General features: G+C 72.7%; 21 protein-coding genes. 10 read left to right on the top strand and 11 right to left on the bottom strand.

Going from position 1 to position 19,046, the window contains the following annotated elements; translation table 11 throughout:
* Window positions 1–43: 43 nt before the first annotated feature.
* Complete coding sequence (locus tag ACZ573_RS20550) at window positions 44–373, bottom strand: thioredoxin family protein (RefSeq protein ID WP_351160729.1); 330 nt, start codon at window positions 371–373, stop codon at window positions 44–46.
* 235 nt (window positions 374–608) lie between these two features.
* Here ACZ573_RS20550 and ACZ573_RS20555 point away from each other — a divergent pair, with 235 nt between their 5' ends.
* Entirely contained in the window at window positions 609–1,331 is a 723-nt protein-coding gene (locus ACZ573_RS20555; RefSeq protein WP_471306067.1) for a lysophospholipid acyltransferase family protein, read from the top strand.
* Window positions 1,332–1,399: 68 nt separating this feature from the next.
* Here the strand turns inward: ACZ573_RS20555 and ACZ573_RS20560 are convergent, their stop codons facing one another.
* Both ACZ573_RS20560 and ACZ573_RS20565 read right to left on the bottom strand, forming a co-directional pair.
* On the bottom strand, window positions 1,400–1,798 hold the full coding sequence (locus ACZ573_RS20560; RefSeq protein ID WP_471306070.1) for a hypothetical protein: 399 nt from the start codon (window positions 1,796–1,798) through the stop codon (window positions 1,400–1,402).
* Window positions 1,799–1,980: 182 nt separating this feature from the next.
* On the bottom strand, window positions 1,981–2,547 hold the full coding sequence (locus tag ACZ573_RS20565) for a CGNR zinc finger domain-containing protein (RefSeq protein ID WP_471306073.1): 567 nt from the start codon (window positions 2,545–2,547) through the stop codon (window positions 1,981–1,983).
* A gap of 81 nt (window positions 2,548–2,628) precedes the next feature.
* On the opposite strand from ACZ573_RS20565, the gene ACZ573_RS20570 reads away from it, so the two are divergent.
* Complete coding sequence (locus ACZ573_RS20570) at window positions 2,629–3,882, top strand: MFS transporter (RefSeq protein WP_471306076.1); 1,254 nt, start codon at window positions 2,629–2,631, stop codon at window positions 3,880–3,882.
* Here the strand turns inward: ACZ573_RS20570 and ACZ573_RS20575 are convergent.
* From ACZ573_RS20575 to ACZ573_RS20595, 5 genes are all read right to left on the bottom strand, one after another.
* Window positions 3,818–4,417, bottom strand: a complete 600-nt coding sequence (locus ACZ573_RS20575; RefSeq protein ID WP_471306079.1) for a transglutaminase-like domain-containing protein — start codon at window positions 4,415–4,417, stop codon at window positions 3,818–3,820. The genes ACZ573_RS20570 and ACZ573_RS20575 overlap by 65 nt on opposite strands.
* A gap of 84 nt (window positions 4,418–4,501) precedes the next feature.
* A complete protein-coding gene (locus tag ACZ573_RS20580) occupies window positions 4,502–5,596 on the bottom strand; it encodes a threonine aldolase family protein (protein WP_051773584.1) in 1,095 nt (364 codons plus the stop codon).
* Entirely contained in the window at window positions 5,575–6,336 is a 762-nt protein-coding gene (locus ACZ573_RS20585) for an SDR family NAD(P)-dependent oxidoreductase (protein WP_030010776.1), read from the bottom strand. The genes ACZ573_RS20580 and ACZ573_RS20585 overlap by 22 nt, the downstream gene beginning before the upstream one ends.
* Before the next feature lie 26 nt (window positions 6,337–6,362).
* Complete coding sequence (locus ACZ573_RS20590; RefSeq protein ID WP_471306082.1) at window positions 6,363–7,769, bottom strand: DUF6421 family protein; 1,407 nt, start codon at window positions 7,767–7,769, stop codon at window positions 6,363–6,365.
* A gap of 246 nt (window positions 7,770–8,015) precedes the next feature.
* Window positions 8,016–9,137 carry an LLM class flavin-dependent oxidoreductase gene (locus tag ACZ573_RS20595; RefSeq protein ID WP_471306085.1) on the bottom strand — a complete coding sequence of 374 codons (1,122 nt, stop codon included), beginning with the start codon at window positions 9,135–9,137 and terminating at the stop codon, window positions 8,016–8,018.
* 49 nt (window positions 9,138–9,186) lie between these two features.
* Here ACZ573_RS20595 and ACZ573_RS20600 point away from each other — a divergent pair, with 49 nt between their 5' ends.
* Both ACZ573_RS20600 and ACZ573_RS20605 read left to right on the top strand, forming a co-directional pair.
* Window positions 9,187–9,813, top strand: a complete 627-nt coding sequence (locus tag ACZ573_RS20600; protein WP_471306088.1) for a PadR family transcriptional regulator — start codon at window positions 9,187–9,189, stop codon at window positions 9,811–9,813.
* 191 nt (window positions 9,814–10,004) lie between these two features.
* Complete coding sequence (locus tag ACZ573_RS20605) at window positions 10,005–10,697, top strand: glycerophosphodiester phosphodiesterase (protein ID WP_471306091.1); 693 nt, start codon at window positions 10,005–10,007, stop codon at window positions 10,695–10,697.
* A gap of 81 nt (window positions 10,698–10,778) precedes the next feature.
* Here the strand turns inward: ACZ573_RS20605 and ACZ573_RS20610 are convergent, their stop codons facing one another.
* Window positions 10,779–11,318, bottom strand: a complete 540-nt coding sequence (locus ACZ573_RS20610) for a GNAT family N-acetyltransferase (RefSeq protein WP_471306094.1) — start codon at window positions 11,316–11,318, stop codon at window positions 10,779–10,781.
* Between the two features lie 130 nt (window positions 11,319–11,448).
* Here ACZ573_RS20610 and ACZ573_RS20615 point away from each other — a divergent pair, with 130 nt between their 5' ends.
* The 4 genes from ACZ573_RS20615 (at window position 11,449) to ACZ573_RS20630 (ending at window position 14,526) form a co-directional block, all read left to right on the top strand.
* Window positions 11,449–12,003, top strand: a complete 555-nt coding sequence (locus ACZ573_RS20615; protein WP_471306097.1) for a DUF5134 domain-containing protein — start codon at window positions 11,449–11,451, stop codon at window positions 12,001–12,003.
* Window positions 12,004–12,084: 81 nt separating this feature from the next.
* Complete coding sequence (locus tag ACZ573_RS20620) at window positions 12,085–13,026, top strand: M56 family metallopeptidase (protein ID WP_471306100.1); 942 nt, start codon at window positions 12,085–12,087, stop codon at window positions 13,024–13,026.
* Window positions 13,027–13,092: 66 nt separating this feature from the next.
* Window positions 13,093–13,767 (top strand): phosphatase PAP2 family protein, encoded by a 675-nt coding sequence (locus ACZ573_RS20625; RefSeq protein WP_471306104.1) that lies wholly within the window; start codon window positions 13,093–13,095, stop codon window positions 13,765–13,767.
* Between the two features lie 102 nt (window positions 13,768–13,869).
* Window positions 13,870–14,526, top strand: a complete 657-nt coding sequence (locus tag ACZ573_RS20630; protein ID WP_471306107.1) for a TetR/AcrR family transcriptional regulator — start codon at window positions 13,870–13,872, stop codon at window positions 14,524–14,526.
* Window positions 14,527–14,528: 2 nt separating this feature from the next.
* Here ACZ573_RS20630 and ACZ573_RS20635 read toward each other — a convergent pair whose 3' ends face one another.
* Complete coding sequence (locus tag ACZ573_RS20635; protein WP_471306110.1) at window positions 14,529–16,013, bottom strand: LVIVD repeat-containing protein; 1,485 nt, start codon at window positions 16,011–16,013, stop codon at window positions 14,529–14,531.
* An 82-nt stretch (window positions 16,014–16,095) separates the two neighbouring features.
* Here ACZ573_RS20635 and ACZ573_RS20640 point away from each other — a divergent pair, with 82 nt between their 5' ends.
* Both ACZ573_RS20640 and ACZ573_RS20645 read left to right on the top strand, forming a co-directional pair.
* Entirely contained in the window at window positions 16,096–16,788 is a 693-nt protein-coding gene (locus ACZ573_RS20640) for a DUF305 domain-containing protein (protein ID WP_471306386.1), read from the top strand.
* Window positions 16,789–16,840: 52 nt separating this feature from the next.
* The gene (locus ACZ573_RS20645) at window positions 16,841–18,205 is read left to right on the top strand and encodes an FAD-dependent oxidoreductase (protein ID WP_471306113.1); all 1,365 of its coding nucleotides are present in this window, start codon (window positions 16,841–16,843) and stop codon (window positions 18,203–18,205) included.
* A gap of 436 nt (window positions 18,206–18,641) precedes the next feature.
* On the opposite strand, the gene ACZ573_RS20650 is transcribed toward ACZ573_RS20645, so the two are convergent.
* Window positions 18,642–18,989, bottom strand: coding sequence for an ArsR/SmtB family transcription factor (locus ACZ573_RS20650; protein ID WP_471306117.1), 348 nt, complete (start codon window positions 18,987–18,989; stop codon window positions 18,642–18,644).
* Window positions 18,990–19,046 lie beyond the last annotated feature (57 nt).

Below are 19,046 nucleotides of genomic sequence, written 5' to 3' on the forward strand. Positions count from 1 at the left end.
CCCGGGCCCGCCGCGTCGGTCCGCCCGCCGGCCGGGCCGCTCGTCATACGGCGGCCCCGAGGGCGGCGATCACGTCCACCTTGCGCGGCATTCCGGCCGCCCGCCGCACGATCCGGCCCGCCGAGTCCAGGACCAGCACGGTCGGGGTCTTCTCGATCCCGAGGGCGCGCACCAGTTCGAGCCGCTCCTCCGCGTCGATCTCGATGTGCGCCACCCCGTCCACCATCGCGGCGACCTCGGCGAGGATCCGCCGCGTGGCCCGGCAGGGCTGGCAGAAGGCGCTGGAGAACTGCACCAGGCTGGCCCGCTCCCCCGGCTCCGCTCCCAGTTCGGCCGCGCCCAGCCGGGTCCGCGCGTCTTCCTGCCCGGGCACCCCGCGCTCCCCTCGCCGTATTAGTCCCTGTACATCATCCTCGTACGCTCGTCCGTGGATCGGAGCGCCCCACGGGCCCGCGACATTCCCGGCGTGATGAGAATCTCCCCTGGCAGGGGCTTCTGGACTGGCCAGCGGGCCGCGTATGGGGCACGATCCCCATGGTCGCGTACCTACGCTTCCGTAACTTCCGGCCGGGAGCACCTCCCCAGGCAGAAAGCGGGGTCTCCCCACCATGGCTGAGCTCGTCTATCCTCCCGTGATCGGCGCCGCGCACGGACTCTTCCGCGCGCTGGACATCCGTATCGACATGAAGGGCACCGAGAACATCCCCCGCAAGGGCGGTGCGGTCCTGGTGTCGAACCACATCGGATACCTCGACTTCATCTTCGCCGGCCTGACGGCGCGGCCGCAGAAGCGCCTGGTCCGTTTCATGGCCAAGGAGTCGGTGTTCCGGCACAAGGTGTCCGGTCCGCTGATGCGCGCGATGAAGCACATCCCCGTCGACCGCAAGCAGGGTGAGGCCGCGTACCAGCACGCCCTGGACTCACTGCGGGCCGGCGAGATCATCGGCGTCTTCCCCGAGGCGACGATCTCCCAGTCCTTCACGCTCAAGAGCTTCAAGTCGGGTGCCGCGCGCATGGCGCAGGAGGCCGGGGTCCCGCTGATCCCGGTGGCGCTGTGGGGTACCCAGCGACTGTGGACCAAGGGCCGCCCGAAGAACCTCAAGCGCAGCCACATCCCGGTGACGATGCGCGTGGGCGAGCCCGTGGAGGCCCCGGCCGACCAGTACGCCGGCGCCATCACCCGCCGGGTGCGCGAGCGCGTGCAGGAGCTGCTGGACGCCGCGCAGCGCGCCTACCCGGACAAGCCGAAGGGCGCCGACGACTCGTGGTGGCTCCCGGCCCACCTGGGCGGCACGGCGCCGACGGCGGCCGAGGTCCGCGACGCCGGCTGATCCCCTGCGCCCATGACGCCGGCCTCCCGGACCAGCACCGGGTCCTGGAGGCCGAGGCAGTAGCCCGGCTACCCGGTACTCAGTTCCGGGCGCCGGTGGGGGGGCTCGCACGGAGCGGCGAAGCACTGCCACACCCCGCCGTCGTCGCTCCTGCCGGGGCGGTGCCGGCCCTTCTTGTCGTGGCCGTCCCACTTGTCGTGGTCCCGCTTGCCGTGGTGGTCCCACTCGTCGTGGCCGTCCGTTCCCGGACCGGTGCTGCCCGGGGGTTCGCACGGGGCGGCGAAGCACTGCCACTGCTGCCGCCCGTCCGGGACGTGCACCCCGCCGCCGGTGCCGTCCGCCACGGCCCGGTGCGGCGCCGTCGGGGTGGCGGCGAAGGCGGTCGTGGGCAGGAGCGCGCCTCCCGCGGCGATGGCCGTCGAGGCTACGAGCAGGGCGACGCGTCGGGGACGAAAGGGGAGGGTCATGGCCGTTCTCCTCGTGAAGGAAGCCGGAGTGGTCCCCTCCAGTACGCCTCGCCAGGCGCGTCCCGTCATGCCGCTGGATCTCGTGGCTTGACGGATCGAAGAGCCAGCGCCTCAGCTCGGGTTGTCGGCGTGCGTCAAGGTCTCCCAGGCCTCGAAGGTTCTCGGTGCCCGCAAGTTTCCTGTCAGGCCCCCGCCGACTCCCCCTCCCGCCTGCGGCGGCGGTGGGCCGCGACCCGCGCCCGCGTGGCACAACCGCCGGAGCAGTAGCGGCGCACGCTCCCCGGCCCGGTGGCGAGGAAGAACCGCCCACAGTCCGCCGCGGCGCAGGCGCCCCAGGCGATCCGCCCGTACTCCGTGAGCAGTTGGGCGAGCGCGAGGGCGCCCGAGGCCAGGAACCAGTCGCCCCAGCCGGCCTCCTCGCCCCGGTCGACGTGCAGGTGCCAGGGGTGGCCGTCATGCCGGGTCAGGCGGGGGCGGGTGCCGTACTCCGCGAACAGCGCGTTGAGGGCCTCGGCGGCGCGGTCTTCGTCGCCCTCCCCGAGCACCTCCCCCATCCGCCGGGCGGCGGCGCGCAGTTCGGCCGCACTCGCCTCGGGGAACGCCTCCTCCGTGAGGTCGGCGGGACGCTCCCCGTGCCCGGCCAGCAGCTCCGCGAGATCGGCGCGCGGCAGTTCGGGAGCCGCCCGGACCGCTTCGGCGAGGTCGACCAGCCGCCGTGCCGCCGAGAAGCCGTCCCGCGAGTCGCCCATCCCCACATCCTTTCGCCCTACACACAGATGACGTAACGTCTTGTCCGTCTATCGCGTTACAGGATACCGGGGAGGGGTCCCATGGGCGGTTTCGGGCGGTACCTGGGGGCGGCACTGGCCGCGCGCATCGCCTCGGAGGGCATGGGCATGGCCGTGGTGCTGCTGGCCCTGGAGCGCACCGGGAGCGCGGCCCACGGGGCGTTCGTCCTGACGGCCTGGCTGGCCCCACACGTCCTGGCGGCCCCGCTCGCGGGCGCCGCGGCGGCCCGGGCCCGCCGGCCGCGGCTGTTCCACGCCGGCGCCCTGGCCGGGTTCGCGACGGCCGTCGCGGCGCTGACCGTCCTGCTGGGCCGGGCCCCCGTACCGCTGGTGCTGGCCGTGGCGGCGCTCGGCGGCTCCTGCGGCCCGATGGTGACGGGCGGACTGTCCAGCCTGATCACCGGCCTGGTTCCGGCGGGACCCGGCCGGGACCGGGCGTACGGCTGGGACGCCGCGACCTACAACGCGGCGGCCGTCACCGCGCCGGCGGCGGTCGGCCTGGTCGCGGCGCTGGGCTCGGCCGGGCCCGCCATGGCCGTCCTGGCGGCTTCCGGAGCCCTGGCGGCCGCGCTGGCGGCCACCCTCCCGTACGAGGACCAGGGCGCGGGCCCGGTCCCGGGCGCACCCCGGGCCGGGCTGGGCGCGGGGCTCGCGGCCCTGTGGCGGGTCCGGGAGCTGCGGGCGGTCACCTCGGCCACGACCCTGGGCTTCGTGGGCATCGGCTCGCTCACCACCGTCTCGGTGCTGCTGGCCGCGGAGCTCGGCAGCCCGGGCGGCGGCGGCGTACTGATGACGGCCTTCGCGGTGGGCGCGCTGGGCGGCTCGCTCACGCTGGGCCGCATCACGTCCGTGGAGTCCGGCCGGCTGGTGCGGTGGGCGCTGGCCGGGACCGGGGCGGCCCTCGCGGCGGCCGCGTTCGCCCCGTCGGTGGCCGTGACGGCGGCGCTGTTCGCGCTCGCCGGCGTGTGCGACGGGCCGCTGCTGACGGCCACGCTGCGGATCCGCGCGCGGTACGCGCCGGACGGGGTGCGGACCCAGGTGTTCACCCTGGGCGCGGGGCTGAAGGTGACGGCGGCGTCGACCGGGGCGGCCCTGGTGGGGGTCGCGGCCGACGCGCCCGCGGCGGCGCTGCTGACCGGGATCGCCGGACTGCTGCTCGCCTCGGCACTGCTGCACGCCCTGACGGCGGTGCGGGAGCCCGGGCGGCCCGGACGGCCCGCCCGCACCGGGGCTACAGAGCCGTCGGCAGGTTCCGCCACAACTGCGGCCGGTCCGCGGACTCCTGAAGGGCCTTGAGCGCGGCCGGGTGCGGGGCGGCGTAGAGCTCGGGGTAGTCGATCTCGCCGAGTTCCGGGCGTACGGGGAAGGCCAGCCGTTCCCGGTCGAGGTCGAACCGGGCGTCCACGCCGGGCTTGTTGCCGCGCGGGTCGATGCGGGACCAGCGCGCGCTGCCGGGCAGCCGCAGGGCGACCAGACCGTGCACGACGGGGTTCGTTCCGTCGTCGTCGGCGAGGCGCTGGTAGCACAGGGCTCCCGCGATGCCCTGGGCGCGCAGCAGGGCGACGAGGGCGTGGGCTTTGGCATAGCAGATGCCGTTGCGCGTGGTGAGCACGTCGGACGCGCGCCAGGCGACGCGCGGGTCGCCGGAATCGCCCGAGTGCGGGATGGTGTCGCGGACGAACTCGAAGGCGGCCTTGGCGTATGAATATGCGTCGCCGCTGGCGGACCACAGGGTGTCGGCGGTTTCCTGCACGACCGGATTCCAGTGGTCGATCGCCTCATCGGACGCCAAGTAGGCGTGAATATCGGGGCTCTGTTGGATCAGCTGCATGGCCGGAGCATAGGCAAACCCCCGACCGCAAATCAATAGATTTACGGTCGAGGGTATAGCTATGCAGATCTTTGTGAGTGCCCGCTAGCGCGCCAGCTCTTCCTTCAGTGCCTGGAGGAAGCCGTCCACGTCCTCTTCCTGGGTGTCGAAACCGCACATCCAGCGGACGTCACCCGCGGCCTCGTCCCAGAAGTAGAAGCGGTAACGCTTCTGCAGCCGTCGCGAGACCTCGTGGGGCAGCCGCGCGAACACCGCGTTCGCCTGCACCGGGTAGAGGATCTCCACGCCGTCCGTCTCGCGCACGCCGGCGGCGAGCCGCTGCGCCATCGCGTTGGCGTGCCGCGCGTTGCGCAGCCACAGGTCCTTGGCGAGCAAGGCCTCCAGCTGCACCGACACGAAGCGCATCTTGGACGCGAGCTGCATCGACATCTTGCGGATGTGCTTCATCTGCCGGACCGCGTCCGGGTTGAGCACCACCACGGCCTCGCCGAACATCATGCCGTTCTTCGTGCCGCCGTACGACAGCACGTCCACGCCCACCGCGTTCGTGAAGGCGCGCATCGGCACGTCGAGGGAGGCCGCGGCGTTGGCTATCCGGGCACCGTCGAGGTGGACCTTCATGCCGAGGCCGTGGGCGTGCTCGCAGATCGCCCGGATCTCGTCCGGGGTGTAGACCGTGCCCAGCTCGGTGTTCTGGGTGATCGACACGACCTGCGGCATCGCCCGGTGCTCGTCCTCGAAGCCCCAGGCCTCCTGGTCGATCAGCTCGGGGGTGAGCTTGCCGTCCGGGGTCGGTACGGCGAGCAGCTTGAGGCCCGCCATCCGCTCCGGCGCGCCGCCCTCGTCCACGTTGATGTGGGCGCTCTTGGCGCAGATCACGGCACCCCAGCGGTCCGTCATCGCCTGGAGGGCGGTGACGTTCGCGCCGGTGCCGTTGAAGACCGGGAAGGCTTCCGCGTACGGCCCGAAGTGGCTGCGTATGACCTTCTGCAGGTGCTCGGTGTAGTCGTCCTCGCCGTAGGCGACCTGGTGGCCGCCATTGGCGAGCGCGACGGCGGCCAGGACCTCCGGATGCACACCCGCGTAGTTGTCGCTCGCGAACCCGCGCACCGCCGGGTCGTGGTGGCGCCGGGCGTCGGTCTTGCCTGCCTCGGTTCTCACGGTTGCGGAGTGAGCCACAGACGCTGTCCGTTCACATCGATGGCGGGCCGCTCCCAGACGCCGGCGATGGCCTCGGCCAGCTCCGTCACGTCGGTGAAGCCCGCGAACTTCGCATTGGGACGCTCGGCGCGCATCGCCTCGTGCACCAGTGCCTTGATGACCAGGATCGCAGCTGCCGCGCCGGGGCCCTCGTCACCCCCCGCCTTGCGGAAGGAGTCCGCCATGGCCAGGGTCCAGGCCTCGGCCGCCGCCTTGCCCGCGTTGTACGCGGCGTTGTTGGCGACCGGCTTGTGCGCCCCGGACTGACTGATCAGCACGTAGCGCCCGCGGTCGCTGCGCAGCAGCCCGTCGTGGAAGGCCAGCGAGGTGTGCTGGACCGTGCGGATGAGGAGCTTCTCCAGGAAGGTCCAGTCCGCGAGGTCCGTATCGGTGAAGGTCTTGCTGCCGCGCCAGCCGCCGACGAGGTGCACCAGGCCGTCGATCCGGCCGAACTCCTTCTCGGTCTGCTCGGCCCAGGCCTTGGTGGCGTCCAGGTCGAGCAGGTCCACGGTGTCACCGGTGATGGTGGCGCCACCGTGGGCGTAGCGCGCCGCGTCCACGGCCTCCGCGAGGCGCGCCGGATCGGCGTCGGACGCGATGACCACCGCACCCGCCTCGGCGAGGCGGAGCAGGGTGGCGCGGCCGGCGGGCCCGCCGGCCCCGGCCACCGCCACCACCGCTCCGTGCAGCTTTCCGTTGCCGTTCCCGGAGCCGTTCATCTGTGCAGCCTCCTGTGGGCGAGTGCTCACGCGGCGACTCGCTCGGCCTGCTCTGCGTTCAGGGCGGTGATGCCCTTGGTTGCGGCGATCGTGCCCTTGAGCTTCTTGGCGAGCGCCTCAAAGAACATGCTGAGCGGAAACTCGTCCGGAAGCACGTCGTCCACGAGCTTGCGCGGCGGCTGCGTCAGGTCCAGGGCGTCGGCGCCCTTGGCCCACTTGGAACCCGGGTGCGGGGCGAGGTAGGTGGAGACCAGCTCGTACGCCTTGAACCAGTGCACGAGCTTCGGGCGGTCGATGCCGGCCCGGTACAGGTCCTCGATCTCGCCGCACAGCTGGTTGGTGACCTGCGGGGCGCGCATCCAGTCGATCTTCAGCTTGTTGTCCGTCCAGCGCACGACGTCGTGCTTGTGGAGGTAGGCGAAGAGCAGCTGGCCACCGAGGCCGTCGTAGTTGCGGTTGCGGTCGCCGGAGACCGGGAAGCGGAACATCCGGTCGAAGAGGACGGCGTACTGCACGTCACGGCCGTGCTCGTTGCCCTCGGACTCCAGCTTCACGGCCTCCTTGAAGGCGGTGAGGTCGCAGCGCAGCTCTTCCAGTCCGTACATCCAGAACGGCTGGCGCTGCTTGATCATGAAGGGGTCGAACGGCAGGTCGCCGTGGCTGTGGGTGCGGTCGTGGACCATGTCCCACAGGACGAAGGCCTTCTCGCAGCGCTCCTGGTCCTCGACCATGCGGGCGATGTCCTCGGGCAGGTCGATGCCCAGGATGTCGACGGCGGCCTCGGTCACCTTGCGGTAGCGGGCGGCCTCGCGGTCGCAGAAGATGCCGCCCCAGGTGAAGCGCTCGGGGGCCTCGCGCACGGCGATGGTCTCCGGGAAGAGCACGGCGGAGTGGGTGTCGTAGCCCGGCGTGAAGTCCTCGAAGGTGATGCCGAGGAAGAGCGGGTTGTCGTACCGGGTGCGCTCCAGCTCGGCGAGCCACTCGGGCCACACCATCTTGAGCACGACGGCTTCCAGGTTGCGGTCCAGGTTGCCGTTCTGGGTGTACATGGGGAAGACGACGAGGTGCTGGAGGCCGTCGGCGCGCTCGGCGGCCGGGTGGAAGGCCAGCAGGGAGTCGAGGAAGTCCGGCACCTTGAAGTCGTCGGCGGCCCACTTGCGCAGGTCGGCGACGAGGGCCTGGTGGTACGCGGCCGCGTGCGGGAGCAGCGGCGACAGCGTCTCGACCGCCGTGATCACGCGTTCCACCGCGGCCAGGACGGTGGCACGGCCGTGCGCGCCCTCGACCTCGAAGTCGATGGAGCCGTCCTTGGCCTGCCAGGGCCGGATCTCCTCCACGGCGGCCTTGAGCTCGGGCCACGCGGGGTGGTCGACCACCCGCGCTCCAGCGGTTATCACGGCGCCGCCGGTACCGGGCACAAGAGTTTCCGTCATGTCACTTCCTCCACAGGAGAACCTCACGTATGGGCAGCGTATGCGTGCGAGGCTCTCCCCCTCAAGAGGGAACTCGGGAAATTATCCTGCGTCACCCCCCATTTCACCGGAAGTCTTCCCGTTCGTCAGCGCGGAACCGACCACTCCGCCCAATTGCGCCAAGGCTTCTCGGCCAACGGCCGGGAAGCGGGCCGGGCCTGGGCGGGCGGAGCCCGACGGGCAACAGAGGCGCACATCACACATCCGTCACGCGCCCCGGAAGTACGGAATAACCTTTTCGCCCCATTGCCTGAGGGTCTCCAGGCAAGCCTCCTGCTCCACCGTGCCCATCTGGATCAGGCACATGATCTCGTCGGCGCCCGCCTCCCTGAGCCGCTCGGCGTACGCGATGGCGTCGTCGGCGGTCCCGTAGGCATGGTCGGCGTTGAAGGTGGCCGTCCCGGCCGGCCGGACCGGGATGTCCAGCTCGTGCAGCCGGGCCACCACCTGCTCGGCGGCCCTGCGCATCTCCGCGGCCTCGTCGGCGCCCGCCACCACGGCCTCGTCCGGCACCCCGGCCCCGCCGTACCAGTGGCCGATGGACTGGGCGAAGAACCGCTGCCCGCGGGTGCCGATCCGGCGCGCCTCGTCCCGGTCGTCGAGCACGATGGTCGGGCAGAGCACGGAGAAGTGGTCGTTGACCACGGTCGACACGAACCGGCTCCCGTCGCGCCCCGCGATCGCGGCGTCGTAGACGGACCTCATCCGCGCGATGGACTCGGGGCCGGCGAAGCCCATCACCAGCGCCCCGATCCCCAGCTCGGCCGCCTGGACCAGGGTCTCGCCCCGGCTGCACGCCAGGAACAGCGGCGGGTGCGGGGTCTGCCGCGGCCGCGGCAGGATCGGGTGCGGGTCGATGTCGATCAGCTCGCCGTGGTACTCCAGCTCCTCCTCCTGCCAGGCGCTGCCGATGATCCGCAGGGCCTCCTCGACCTCGGCCGTGGTGCGGCCCCGGTCCACCCCGCACAGCGAGGTCTCCTGCTCGGTGCCCCCGCGCCCGGCCCCGAGGTCCAGGCGCCCGCCCGAGAGCAGGTCGAGCATGGCGGCCCGCTCCGCGACCCGCACCGGGTGGTTGAAGTTGAACGGCATGCACACGACGCCGTGACCGATGCGTATGGTGTTCGTCCTGGCCGCGACCCAGGTCAGGAAGATCTCGGGGGCACTCATGTGGGCGTACCACTTGAGCGAGTGGTGCTCGACCGCCCAGATCCGGTCGAATCCCATGCGTTCGGCGAGCACGGCCTGCTCGACGCAGTCACGGATGAGCCGGTGCTCCCGTTCCACCGTCGGGTCGGCAAGCTGAGCTTCGAAGATCACGGAGAATTTCACTGTGCCTCCAGGGTTGCGTCGCGTACCCGGTCTCACTTCAATTCGAAATATGACTAGTAGTCAGGAGTCGAAGAAGCAAGAGCTGCCGCCGACCGCGTGGGCCGTTCTGGGTCTGCTCTCCTTCCCCGGCGAACGGACCGGATACGAGCTGAAGAAGTGGGCGGACTCCTCCCTGCGCTTCTTCTACTGGTCACCGGCCATCAGCCAGATCTACGCGGAGCTGCGCCGTCTGGAGGAACTGGGCTACGCGGCCTCAGCGCGCTCGGGACCCGAGGAGGCGCGGGCCAAGCGGCGCTACGCCATCACCGACGCGGGGCGGGGCGCGCTGGCCGGCTGGGCCGCCGACACCGGCGAGGCCGGTCCCCCCGTGCTCAAGCACGGGCTGCTGCTGCGGATCTGGCTCGGCCACCTGGCCGAGCCGCAGCGGCTGCGCGCCATGGTCGGCGAGCACCTGGAGCGCACCCGGGGCGAACTGGCCGCCGTACGGGAGGCCATGGAGCACGCGAGCGGCGTACCGGAATGGACCTTCCCGACCCTCGCGCTGCGCTGGAGCGAACGGCAGCACCTGGCCGAGCTGGAGCTCGCCGAAGCCCTCCTCGCCGACCTGGACGGGCTGGCGGAGGCCCAGGAGGACCCGGGCCGTCAAGCCGATGGGGACGCGCCCACGCCCGGGTGACGCGACAGGCGCGGCACCGGTCCCGGTGGGGCGCACAACCCTGGCGGGAAGCGGCCGGGGCGCTCCTGCGGGGCCTTGCACGCCCGGTCCCTTCGCACCCGCGGCGCACTAGCATGCGACCTCAATCGCGCGCGGCCGGTCGGGACACCGAAGCCGCGTGGGGAGCCGCCGTCGACGGAAGCGAGAGAACCTTGACTTTCCTCACCATCGGTCACCGCGGGGTCATGGGTGTCGAACCGGAGAACACCCTGCGGTCGTACCTCCGAGCGGAACGTTGCGGCATGGACGTCATCGCTCTGGATCTGCGCCTGAGCAAGGACGGAGCCCTCGTCGCCGTGCACGACCCCGAGGTGGACCGGACCACCGACGGCTCGGGGGCCGTCGCCGATCTGACCCTGGCCGAGCTGCGCGAGCTGGACGCCGGTCAGGGCGAGCACGTGCCGGTCCTGGAGGAGGTCCTGGACGCGGTCCGGGTGCCCCTCCAGGCCTTCGTCGCCGACCTGGCCACCGCCTCGGTGCTCGCGGAGCTGATCCTGCGCCACGACCTGACCTCCCGGGTGGAGGTGGCCTCCGCCCAGGAGGCGGTGCTCGCCGAGACGGCCCGGCTGGTGCCGGGCGTACGGACCGTCCTGTACGCGGCCTCCCCCGACGGCGGAGCCGGGTCCGTCGTGGACCGGGCCCTGGCCGTGGGCGCCGCGACGGTCGCCGTGGACATCCACCGGCTGAGCCTGGAGACGGTGGAGGCGGCGCACGCGGCGGGCCTGCGCGTGACGGGCCGGGCGGTCGACACCCTGGACCTGCTGCGGCTCGCGCGGGCGCTCGGACTGGACGGCGCCGCCACGGACTTCCCCGAGATCCGCAGCACCGGACGCTTCACCGCCTGACGACGGCGGCCCGGCTCCGGACTCAGCTCCGGATACGGCTACTGCTACTGCTCCGGATACGGCTCCGGCTCCGGCTCCGGCTCAGAGCGACTTGACCAGCAGCTCGAAGGCCAGGTCGTCGCGGAGCGGGACGCCGAAGCGCTCGTCGCCGTAGGGAAAGGGGCTCAGCTCGCCGGTGCGCCGGTAGCCGCGGCGCACGTAGTACGCGATGAGCTCCTCCCGTACGTGCACCACCGTCATCCGCATCTCCCTGGCGCCCCACGTCTCGCGGGCGCGGCGCTCGGCCTCGGCCAGGATCTCCTTGCCGAGGCCCGCGCCCTGGAGGCCGGGGCGGACGGCGAACATCCCGAAGTAGACGTGGTCGTCCCGGTGTTCGAGCTGGCAGCAGGCGACGAGCTCGCCCGCGCGCTCGACGACGAGCAGGACCCCGTCCGGAGCGGCGATGACGGCACGGACCCCGTCCGGGTCGGTGCGCTGCCCGTCCAGGTAGTCGGCCTCGGTGGTCCAGCCGGCCCGGCTCGCGTCCCCGCGGTAGGCGGACTCGACGAGTTCCACCAGCTCCGGCACGTCCGCCTCGACGGCGCTTCGGAAACTCAGGGCGGCGGGCTGGGCGGTCGACATCGGGCGCTCCGTTCAGTGCGGCGGCATATGACATGCCTGGAAGGCAGGGAGAGCGTATCCCGGGGCCGCGTGAGGGTGGTGTGAGAGGGGCATCTCTCCCCGTGACGCCGACGAACCGGGAGGTTCCGCCGTGCACGGTTCCGCCACGTCCCTCACCCCCTCCGTCTCCTCCTGGCTGCTGGTGCTGCTGTGTGCGGTGAGCGGTGCGTACTGCCTGCACCGGGCGCGGGGTTCGGACGGCGGCGCCGCCGGGGAGGCGGTGATGGGATTCGGGATGGCGCTGATGGCCGTGCCCCTCGGCGGGCGCGGCGAGGGGTGGCGGGCGCCCGTGCTGGGTATGGTCTTCTGCGGCGCGGCCCTGCACGCCCTGTGGCTGCTGCGGGGCGGAGCGCACCACGCGCACCACCTGGTGGGCTCGCTGACGATGGTCTACATGACCCTGCCGGCCGGGCCCGGGCAGGAGCACGGGCCGGAGCACGCCCAGGCGGCCGGGCCGCCCCTGCTGACGGGTGCGCTGCTCCTCTACTACGCCGGGTACGTGATGCTCGGCGGGACCCGGCTGATCACCGCGGGCGACGCCGTGTCCCAGCGGCCGGCCGCCGGCTGGGGCGGACCCGCCGAACTCGTCCGCGCCTGCCGACTCGCCATGGGAATGGGGATGTTGGCCATGCTGCTCACGATGTGACGGCGCCGGCGGACGTGTCCTGCGTCACCCTTCGCGCGCGGACGTACCCGCAGGTAGTCCCTCGCTCATAGGCTGGCGGCCATGATGGTCCCCGCCGTTCTCCTGCTGCTCGGCGCCCTGACCGCGGTGCTCGCCCCCCGTCTGCTGGCCCGGGCCCGATGGCCCGAGCGTGAGCCGGTCGTCGCCCTGTGGGTGTGGCAGTGCGTGGTCGGCGCCGTGCTCCTGTGCTTCGGACTGTCGATGCTGCTGAGCGCGGCGGCCGCGTGGCAGGAGGTCCGGGGCCGGCTGTTCGCCTCCGCCCCGCACGGGGTGGTCGACGCCTACGCCCTGGGCGCGGCCGGCGGGCCCTGGGCCGCCGTCACCGCGCTCGCACTGGCGGGCGGCGGGCTGTGGACCGGGGCGATGCTGACCGGTGAGGTGCTGCGGGCACGGGCCCGGCGGCGTGCGCAGGGCAGCGAACTGTTGGTACGGGCCCCGCTGCTGCCCGGGGAGGACCCGGCGGGCGCGCGGCTCGTCGTCCTGGAGGGTCCCCGGCCGGACGCCTGGTGGCTGCCGGGGGCCGCCCCGCAGCTGGTGGTCACGACGGCGGCGCTGGGCCGGCTGAAGGGCAGCCAGCTGGACGCGGTGCTGGCGCACGAGCAGGGGCACGCGGCGGCCCGGCACGACTGGCTGCTGCACTGTTCGCGGGCGCTGGCCCGGGGCTTCCCGCAGGTGCCGGTCTTCGCGGCGTTCGAGGCGGAGATGCACCGGCTGGTGGAGATGGCCGCCGACGACGTGGCCTCCCGGCGGTTCGGACGGCTGACGATCGCGCTGGCGCTGGTCGGACTCAACGAGGACCGGGGGGTGTTCGGGACCTCCTCGCCCGAGCACGCGCACGTTCCTCAGCGGGTGCGCCGGCTGTTGTCGGCGGCGCCCCGGCTCTCCCCGGGACGCCGGCTGCGGCTGACGGCGCTGGCCACGCTGGTCCCGGCGATCCCGCTGCTGGTGGCCTTCGTACCGGGGCTGAGCGCGCTCGCCCAGTAGGTGCGCTCCGGCGTTGCCCGGCGCCGTCCCACGCCGCCCGGCTGGCGACGGTGCAAGGATCTCCCCATGCGGAACGATCACTTGCGGTGGACGGGCATCGGCTGCGCCCTGCTGGCGGCGGTCCTGACGGCGCTGGTGGTCGCGCAGTGGCGGCCGCTGCTCGCCTACGACGAACGGGTCGCCCGGGATCTCCACGCCCACGCCGTCACCCACCCCGGGGTCACGCACCTGATGCAGGTGCTCAGCGACCGGGTGTGGGACCCCTGGACCATGCGGGCGCTGGCGGCGCTCGCCTGCGTGCTGCTGTGGTGGCGGGGCGACCGGGGGCGGGCGCTGCGGGTGGCCCTGGTGACGCTGGCGGCTTCGGCACTGCAACAGGGGCTGAAGGTACTGGTGGGGCGCGAGCGTCCGGTGTGGCCGGATCCGGTGGACTCGGCGCAGTACGCGGCCTACCCGTCCGGCCACGCCCTGACGGCGACGGTGGTGTGCGGACTACTCCTGTGGCTGCTCCCCCGCCCGGCCCGGGGCCGGGAGCCGGCCGTCCGGGTGCCGGTCGCCCGGGTGGTGGCCGCCTGGGCGGTGGCCGTGGTCTCGGTGCTCGGGGTCGGCTTCACCCGCGTGTACCTCGGGGTGCATTGGCCGTCGGACGTGCTGGCGGGCTGGCTCCTGGGAGTGGCCCTGGTGGCTCTCGCGACGTCCGTGCCCGTCCGCGAACGCGGCGGCGACCCGGTGGAGCGGTGAGGGTACGCCGTGCCTGCCCTGGATGATCCCCCGTGTCACCCAGAGCAGGCGACCCCGTGCGCTGAGTATATTGGCCAGGAGCCAGTCAACGCAGGAGTAAGCATGTCCCCGCGCAGCGCATCGGTCAATGAAGAATTGCGCAGACGTTCCCGGGAGCGGCTGCTGCAGTCCACGGTCGAACTCGTGGCCGAGCGCGGCTACGAGGCCACGACGCTCGGCGACATCGCCGACCGGGCGGGCTCGGCACGCGGCCTGGTCTCGTACTACTTCCCGGGCAAACGGCAGTTGCTGCAGTCCGCGGTGCACCGGCTGATGCACCGCACCCTGTACGCCGCGCTGGAGCGCGAGCCCCGCAGCGAGTGCGGGCGCGAGCGGCTCGCGCGTGCCGTCGACGCGGTCCTGGGCCTCGCCCGGGACGAACCCCTGCTGATGCGCACGCACATGGCGGGCATCCTCACGGCCGAGGGCTTCGTGCAGTGCCCCGAGCAGCAACGGCTGGCGGAGCTGCTGCGGGACACCGTCGTCCGGTACGGCTCGGCGGACCCGGACACGGACTATCCGCTGCTGCGGGCCCTGCTGATGGGCGCGGTCGTGGCGATCCTGCTGCCCGGCGCCCCGATGCCGGCACAGCGGCTGCGGGAGGAGCTGTTCCAGCGCTACGGGCTGGACTGGGAGCTCGGCGTTCCGCCGGACGGCGGGCCGCCCGGCGGAACGTTTCCCTCACCCCCTTCGCACCCCTGGCGCCCGCCGCACCCCTGAGGTCAGTGGTACTCGGGCTGGGTCTGCACGTTGAGCCGGTCCATCCGCACCCATCTGGCGCTGTCGGTACGCCGGTCGTCGAGCCGCAGCACGTCGAGGCCCTTGACGATGTCGTTCGAGTAGATGTGGCCGTTGTAGTAGTACGCCGACCAGGACCCGCCGAGTCCGAGCTGGTCCGTCGTCAGCGGTCCGCGCTCGAAGTAGGCGATCTCCCTGGGCCGGGCGGAGTCGGTGAACTCCCATACGGAGACGCCGCCCTGGTACCAGGCCTGCACCATGATGTCGCGGCCGCCGCCGACCGGGACCAGCGAGCCGTTGTGGGCCACGCAGTTCTCGGTGTCGGCCTGGTGGCGCGGGATCTTGAAGTAGCCGCGGAAGGCGAGTTTGCGCTGGTCCCCGTGGCCGGTGATGTCGTAGATCCCGTCGGCGCCGCGGTCGGGACCGGTCGCCTCGTTGCAGGTGGCGCCGCCACCGCCGCCGAGTTCGTCGGTGAACACCACTTTGTTCGCACGCTCGTTGAAGGTGGCCGAGTGCCAGAACGAGAAGTTCACGTTGTCCTGGACCCGGTCGATGACCCGCGGCTGCTCGGGCCTGCTGATGTCGAAGAGGATGCCGTCACCCATGCAGGCGCCGGCGGCCAGGTTCTTCGACGGCAGCACGGTGATGTCGTGGCAGCCGGTGGTCTTGGAGACGCCGGGGTTGGTGGGCGCGCCCGGGTTGCCGCCGTCGGGGAAGAGGACCGGGAAGGCGACGACCGCGGCCTTCGTCGGCGCCTTCTTCGGGACCTTCACGACCGAGATGCCGTCGTGCGGCGGCTTGCAGTCGGGGAAGGCCTCGTTCGGGGAGTACGAGGCGACGTAGAGGTAGATGTCGCGGTCGCCCGGCACCAGGGTGTGGGTGTGTGAACCGCAGGCGGTCTCGACGGACTTGATGTACTTGGGGTTCTTCTTGTCCTTGATGTCGAAGATCTTGATGCCCTCCCACGAGGACTTCTCCGTGGCGGGCTGCGAGACGCTGTTGCAGGAGTCGTCGCTGCGTGAGGAGTCGGTGGAGAGGAAGAGCAGGTCACCGTGGACGGAGATGTCGTTCTGGCCGCCGGGGCAGAGCACCTGGGTGACCGTCTTCGGCGCCTTCGGGTTCGCGATGTCGTAGATGGTGAAGCCGCTGTAGCTGCCCGCGTAGGCGTACCTGCCTTGGAAGGCCAGGTCGGTGTTGATCCCCGCGGGGTCGCTGCTGGGGATGTTGGCCAGGTGTGTGACGTTGGCGCTGTGCACGATCTCGTCCTGGCCGGGGATGTCGCCCGGGGCGAGCTCCCGGCCCTCGGTGAGGCCGGTGCCGTGCTGATGCGCACTGCCGGGCGCCAAGTCGCCCGGGTCTGGGGTGGCGGCCGCCGGTCCGGCCGCCAGGAGCGTGGTGAGGAGCCCGGCCGCGGCGACGGCCACCCCCACCCTCCTGTTCCGTAACCGCCTGCTGTGTAGCGAGGTCACTGTGCCCTCCCTTGAGAGCCCGATCGGCTCCGCCCGCGAGGGAGCGGAACCAGGACCCCGGCAGTATCTTCCCTTCATGGACATGGCAAAAGACCTCAGGGGCCGCCCCCGGTCCTTACCGGCACCGCCCGTCCGGTTCGCCGCCGTGGTGGCGGCGGCCGCCGGCCTCCTGCTGACGCTCTCCGGCTGCCAGGGGGACCAGGGGCCGGACCGGGCCGACGACGGACGGGCCGCGGTGCTCGCGCCGGGCAGGCCGGGCGAGAAGGCCCGTCACCTCACCCCCGAAGAGGCCGCGAAGGCGAAACCGGACGACAGTCCGAACGCCGCCGACCACGCCTACGTGTCGCGCATGATCGAACACCACCGGCAGGCCCTGACGATGAGCGCGCTGGCCCCGGAGCGGGCCTCGGCGGACGGGGTCAAACAGCTGGCGGAGCGGATCACCGCGGCCCAGAAGCCCGAAATCGGCGCGATGGAGAAGTGGTTGGCCCTCCATCCGGCGCCGGCGGCGGGCTCCGGCGGGCACGGGCAGGGCCACGACCACACCGCGATGCCGGGCATGGCGACCGAGCGGCAGCTGGCGGATCTGACCGCGGCCAGGGGGACCGACTTCGACCGGCTCTTCCTGAAGCTGATGACCGCCCACCACGAGGGCGCCGTGTCGATGGCCGGCGAGGCGCTGGCGGGCGGGAACAACGTGGCGGTGGAGGAGATGGCCACCGAGGTGGTGGCCACGCAGAGCGCCGAGATCCACCGGATGCGCACGATGGGCTGACTCCGCGGGGGGCCGGTGTCATGCTGGGACCACCTGCGGGAGGAGCTCCGCCGTGCTTCGAGTCGCCGTTGTCGGATCGGGCCCCAGCGGGGTCTACGCGGCCCAGACGCTGGTGCAGCAGCGCGAGGTGCCCGGGGTACGGGTGGACGTGCTGGACCGGCTCCCCGCCCCCTACGGGCTCGTCCGGTACGGGGTCGCCCCGGACCACGAGAAGATCAAGTCGCTCCAGGGCAGCCTGCGCACCGTGCTGGAGGACGAGCGGATCCGTTTCCTCGGAAACGTGGAGGTCGGCGGGGAGGCGCTGCCCACGGACCGGCTGCTGGAGCTGTACCACGCGGTGGTGTACTGCGTGGGCGCGGCCCGCGACCGGCTGCTGGGGATCCCGGGCGAGGAGCTGACCGGGGTGCATTCCGCGACGGCCTTCGTGTCCTGGTACAGCGGGCACCCGGACGCCGCCGCCGAGGCCTTCGACCTGCCCGGTACGGATGCGGCGGTGGTGGTCGGGGCGGGCAACGTGGCGGTGGACGTGACGCGGATCCTGGCCCGGGGCACGGCCGAACTGACGCCGACGGACATGCCGCAGCCGGCGCTCGGCGCGCTCGCGGAGAGCGGGGTGCGCGAGGTGGCGATGGTGGCCCGGCGCGGTCCCTCGCAGGGCAGGTTCACCACCAAGGAGCTGCGTGAACTGGGCACCCTGCCGGGCGTGGACATCTGGGCCGACCCGGCCGAACTGGCCCTCGACCCCGTGTACGCCGACCCGGAGGCGGCCGCCGCCCTGCCGGCGGTGGCCCGGCGGAACCTGGAGGTGCTGCGCGGCTGGTCGGGGGCCCGCCCGGACGCGGGGCCGCGCCGGATCGCGCTGCGGTTCTACCTGCGGCCGGTGGAGATCCTGGGCGGGCGGGACGGCCGGGTCACCGGGATGCGCTTCGAGCGCACCGCCCCGGACGGCCGGGGCGGGGTGACCGGGACGGGCGTGCACGAGGACATCGAGGCGCAGTTGGTGCTGCGCTCGGTGGGGTACAAGGGCGTTCCCCTCGCCGGGCTGCCCTTCGACCCCGCGAAGGGTACGGTCCCGCACGCGGCGGGCCGGGTGCTGCGCGCGGGCCGGGCCTCGGTCGGCGAGTACGTGGCGGGCTGGATCAAGCGCGGCCCGACCGGGGTGATCGGCACGAACCGGCCCTGCGCCAAGGAGACCGTGTCCTCCCTGCTCCAGGACGCGGGGGCACTGGCCCGGCGTGACCTCCCCGGGGACCCGCTGGACGCCCTGCGGGCGGCGGGTCTGCGCCCGGTGCGGTGGCCGGGCTGGCTGGCCATCGAGGCGGCCGAGGCCGATCTGGGGCGCTCCCTGGGCCGCCGCTCGGTGAAGATCCCGGACTGGCAGGGCCTGTTGGACGCGGCGGGCCCGGGCCGGATGTAGGACGTCTCCTACGCACGTGCTTCCGGGTGGCCCTACGGCCGGAACGCCCTCGGGCGGGAGTGTCGCCTGGCCGGCCCGCGCGCGCGGGCCGATCATGTCGCGGGAGCGAAGGCCCGGAGCGGTATGCGGATGGAGCGGCACGGCACCGAACGGATTGCGCCGGTCATGGAGCGGGTGGCGGCCCCGGGTCCTCGGGGTGGCGACGGCGGCGCTGCTGGTTTCGACACCCTCGTACGCCGCGGCGGCGGCCGGGGCGGCCGTAACCGGCCGGAACTGCCCTCCGCAGCACTGGCGTGACGGTGACCGCCGAGAACACGGCCACGCCCGTGACCGCCGGTGAGATCGCCTGACCCGCCCCTCACGGACCCGGTCGGCGCCCAGCGCGCCGGCGAAATGCCGGGCCACCGCCGAGCCGCCCCGTCGCGCGCGCCGCGGCTCAGGACGCGAGCCGGGCCGCCTCGGCCGCGGCCGCCGCGAGGACGCTGTCGAGGAGGCCGGGGAAGAGCGCCTCCAGTTCCTCCCGGCGCAGGGCGTTGAGCTTGGTGGTGCCGCGGTAGGCCTGGCGCACGACGCCGCTCTCGCGCAGGACGCGGAAGTGGTGGGTGGTCGTGGACTTGGTGACCGGCAGGTCGAAGTACGAGCAGGACAGGTCCTCGGCCGAGGCGGCCAGGTCCAGGACGATGGACAGCCGGACCGGGTCGGAGAGCGCGTGCAGCACGCCCTCCAGGCGGATCTCGCCCGCCTCGGGGTGGGCGAGGGTGCGGGGGGCGTCCCGTTCCGTCATGTCCCTGCTCCACTCGCTCGATCGGTCCGCTGCGGATGCTGCGTGGCCCCATGGTAC

This window comes from Streptomyces sp. NPDC040545 (assembly GCF_055595065.1).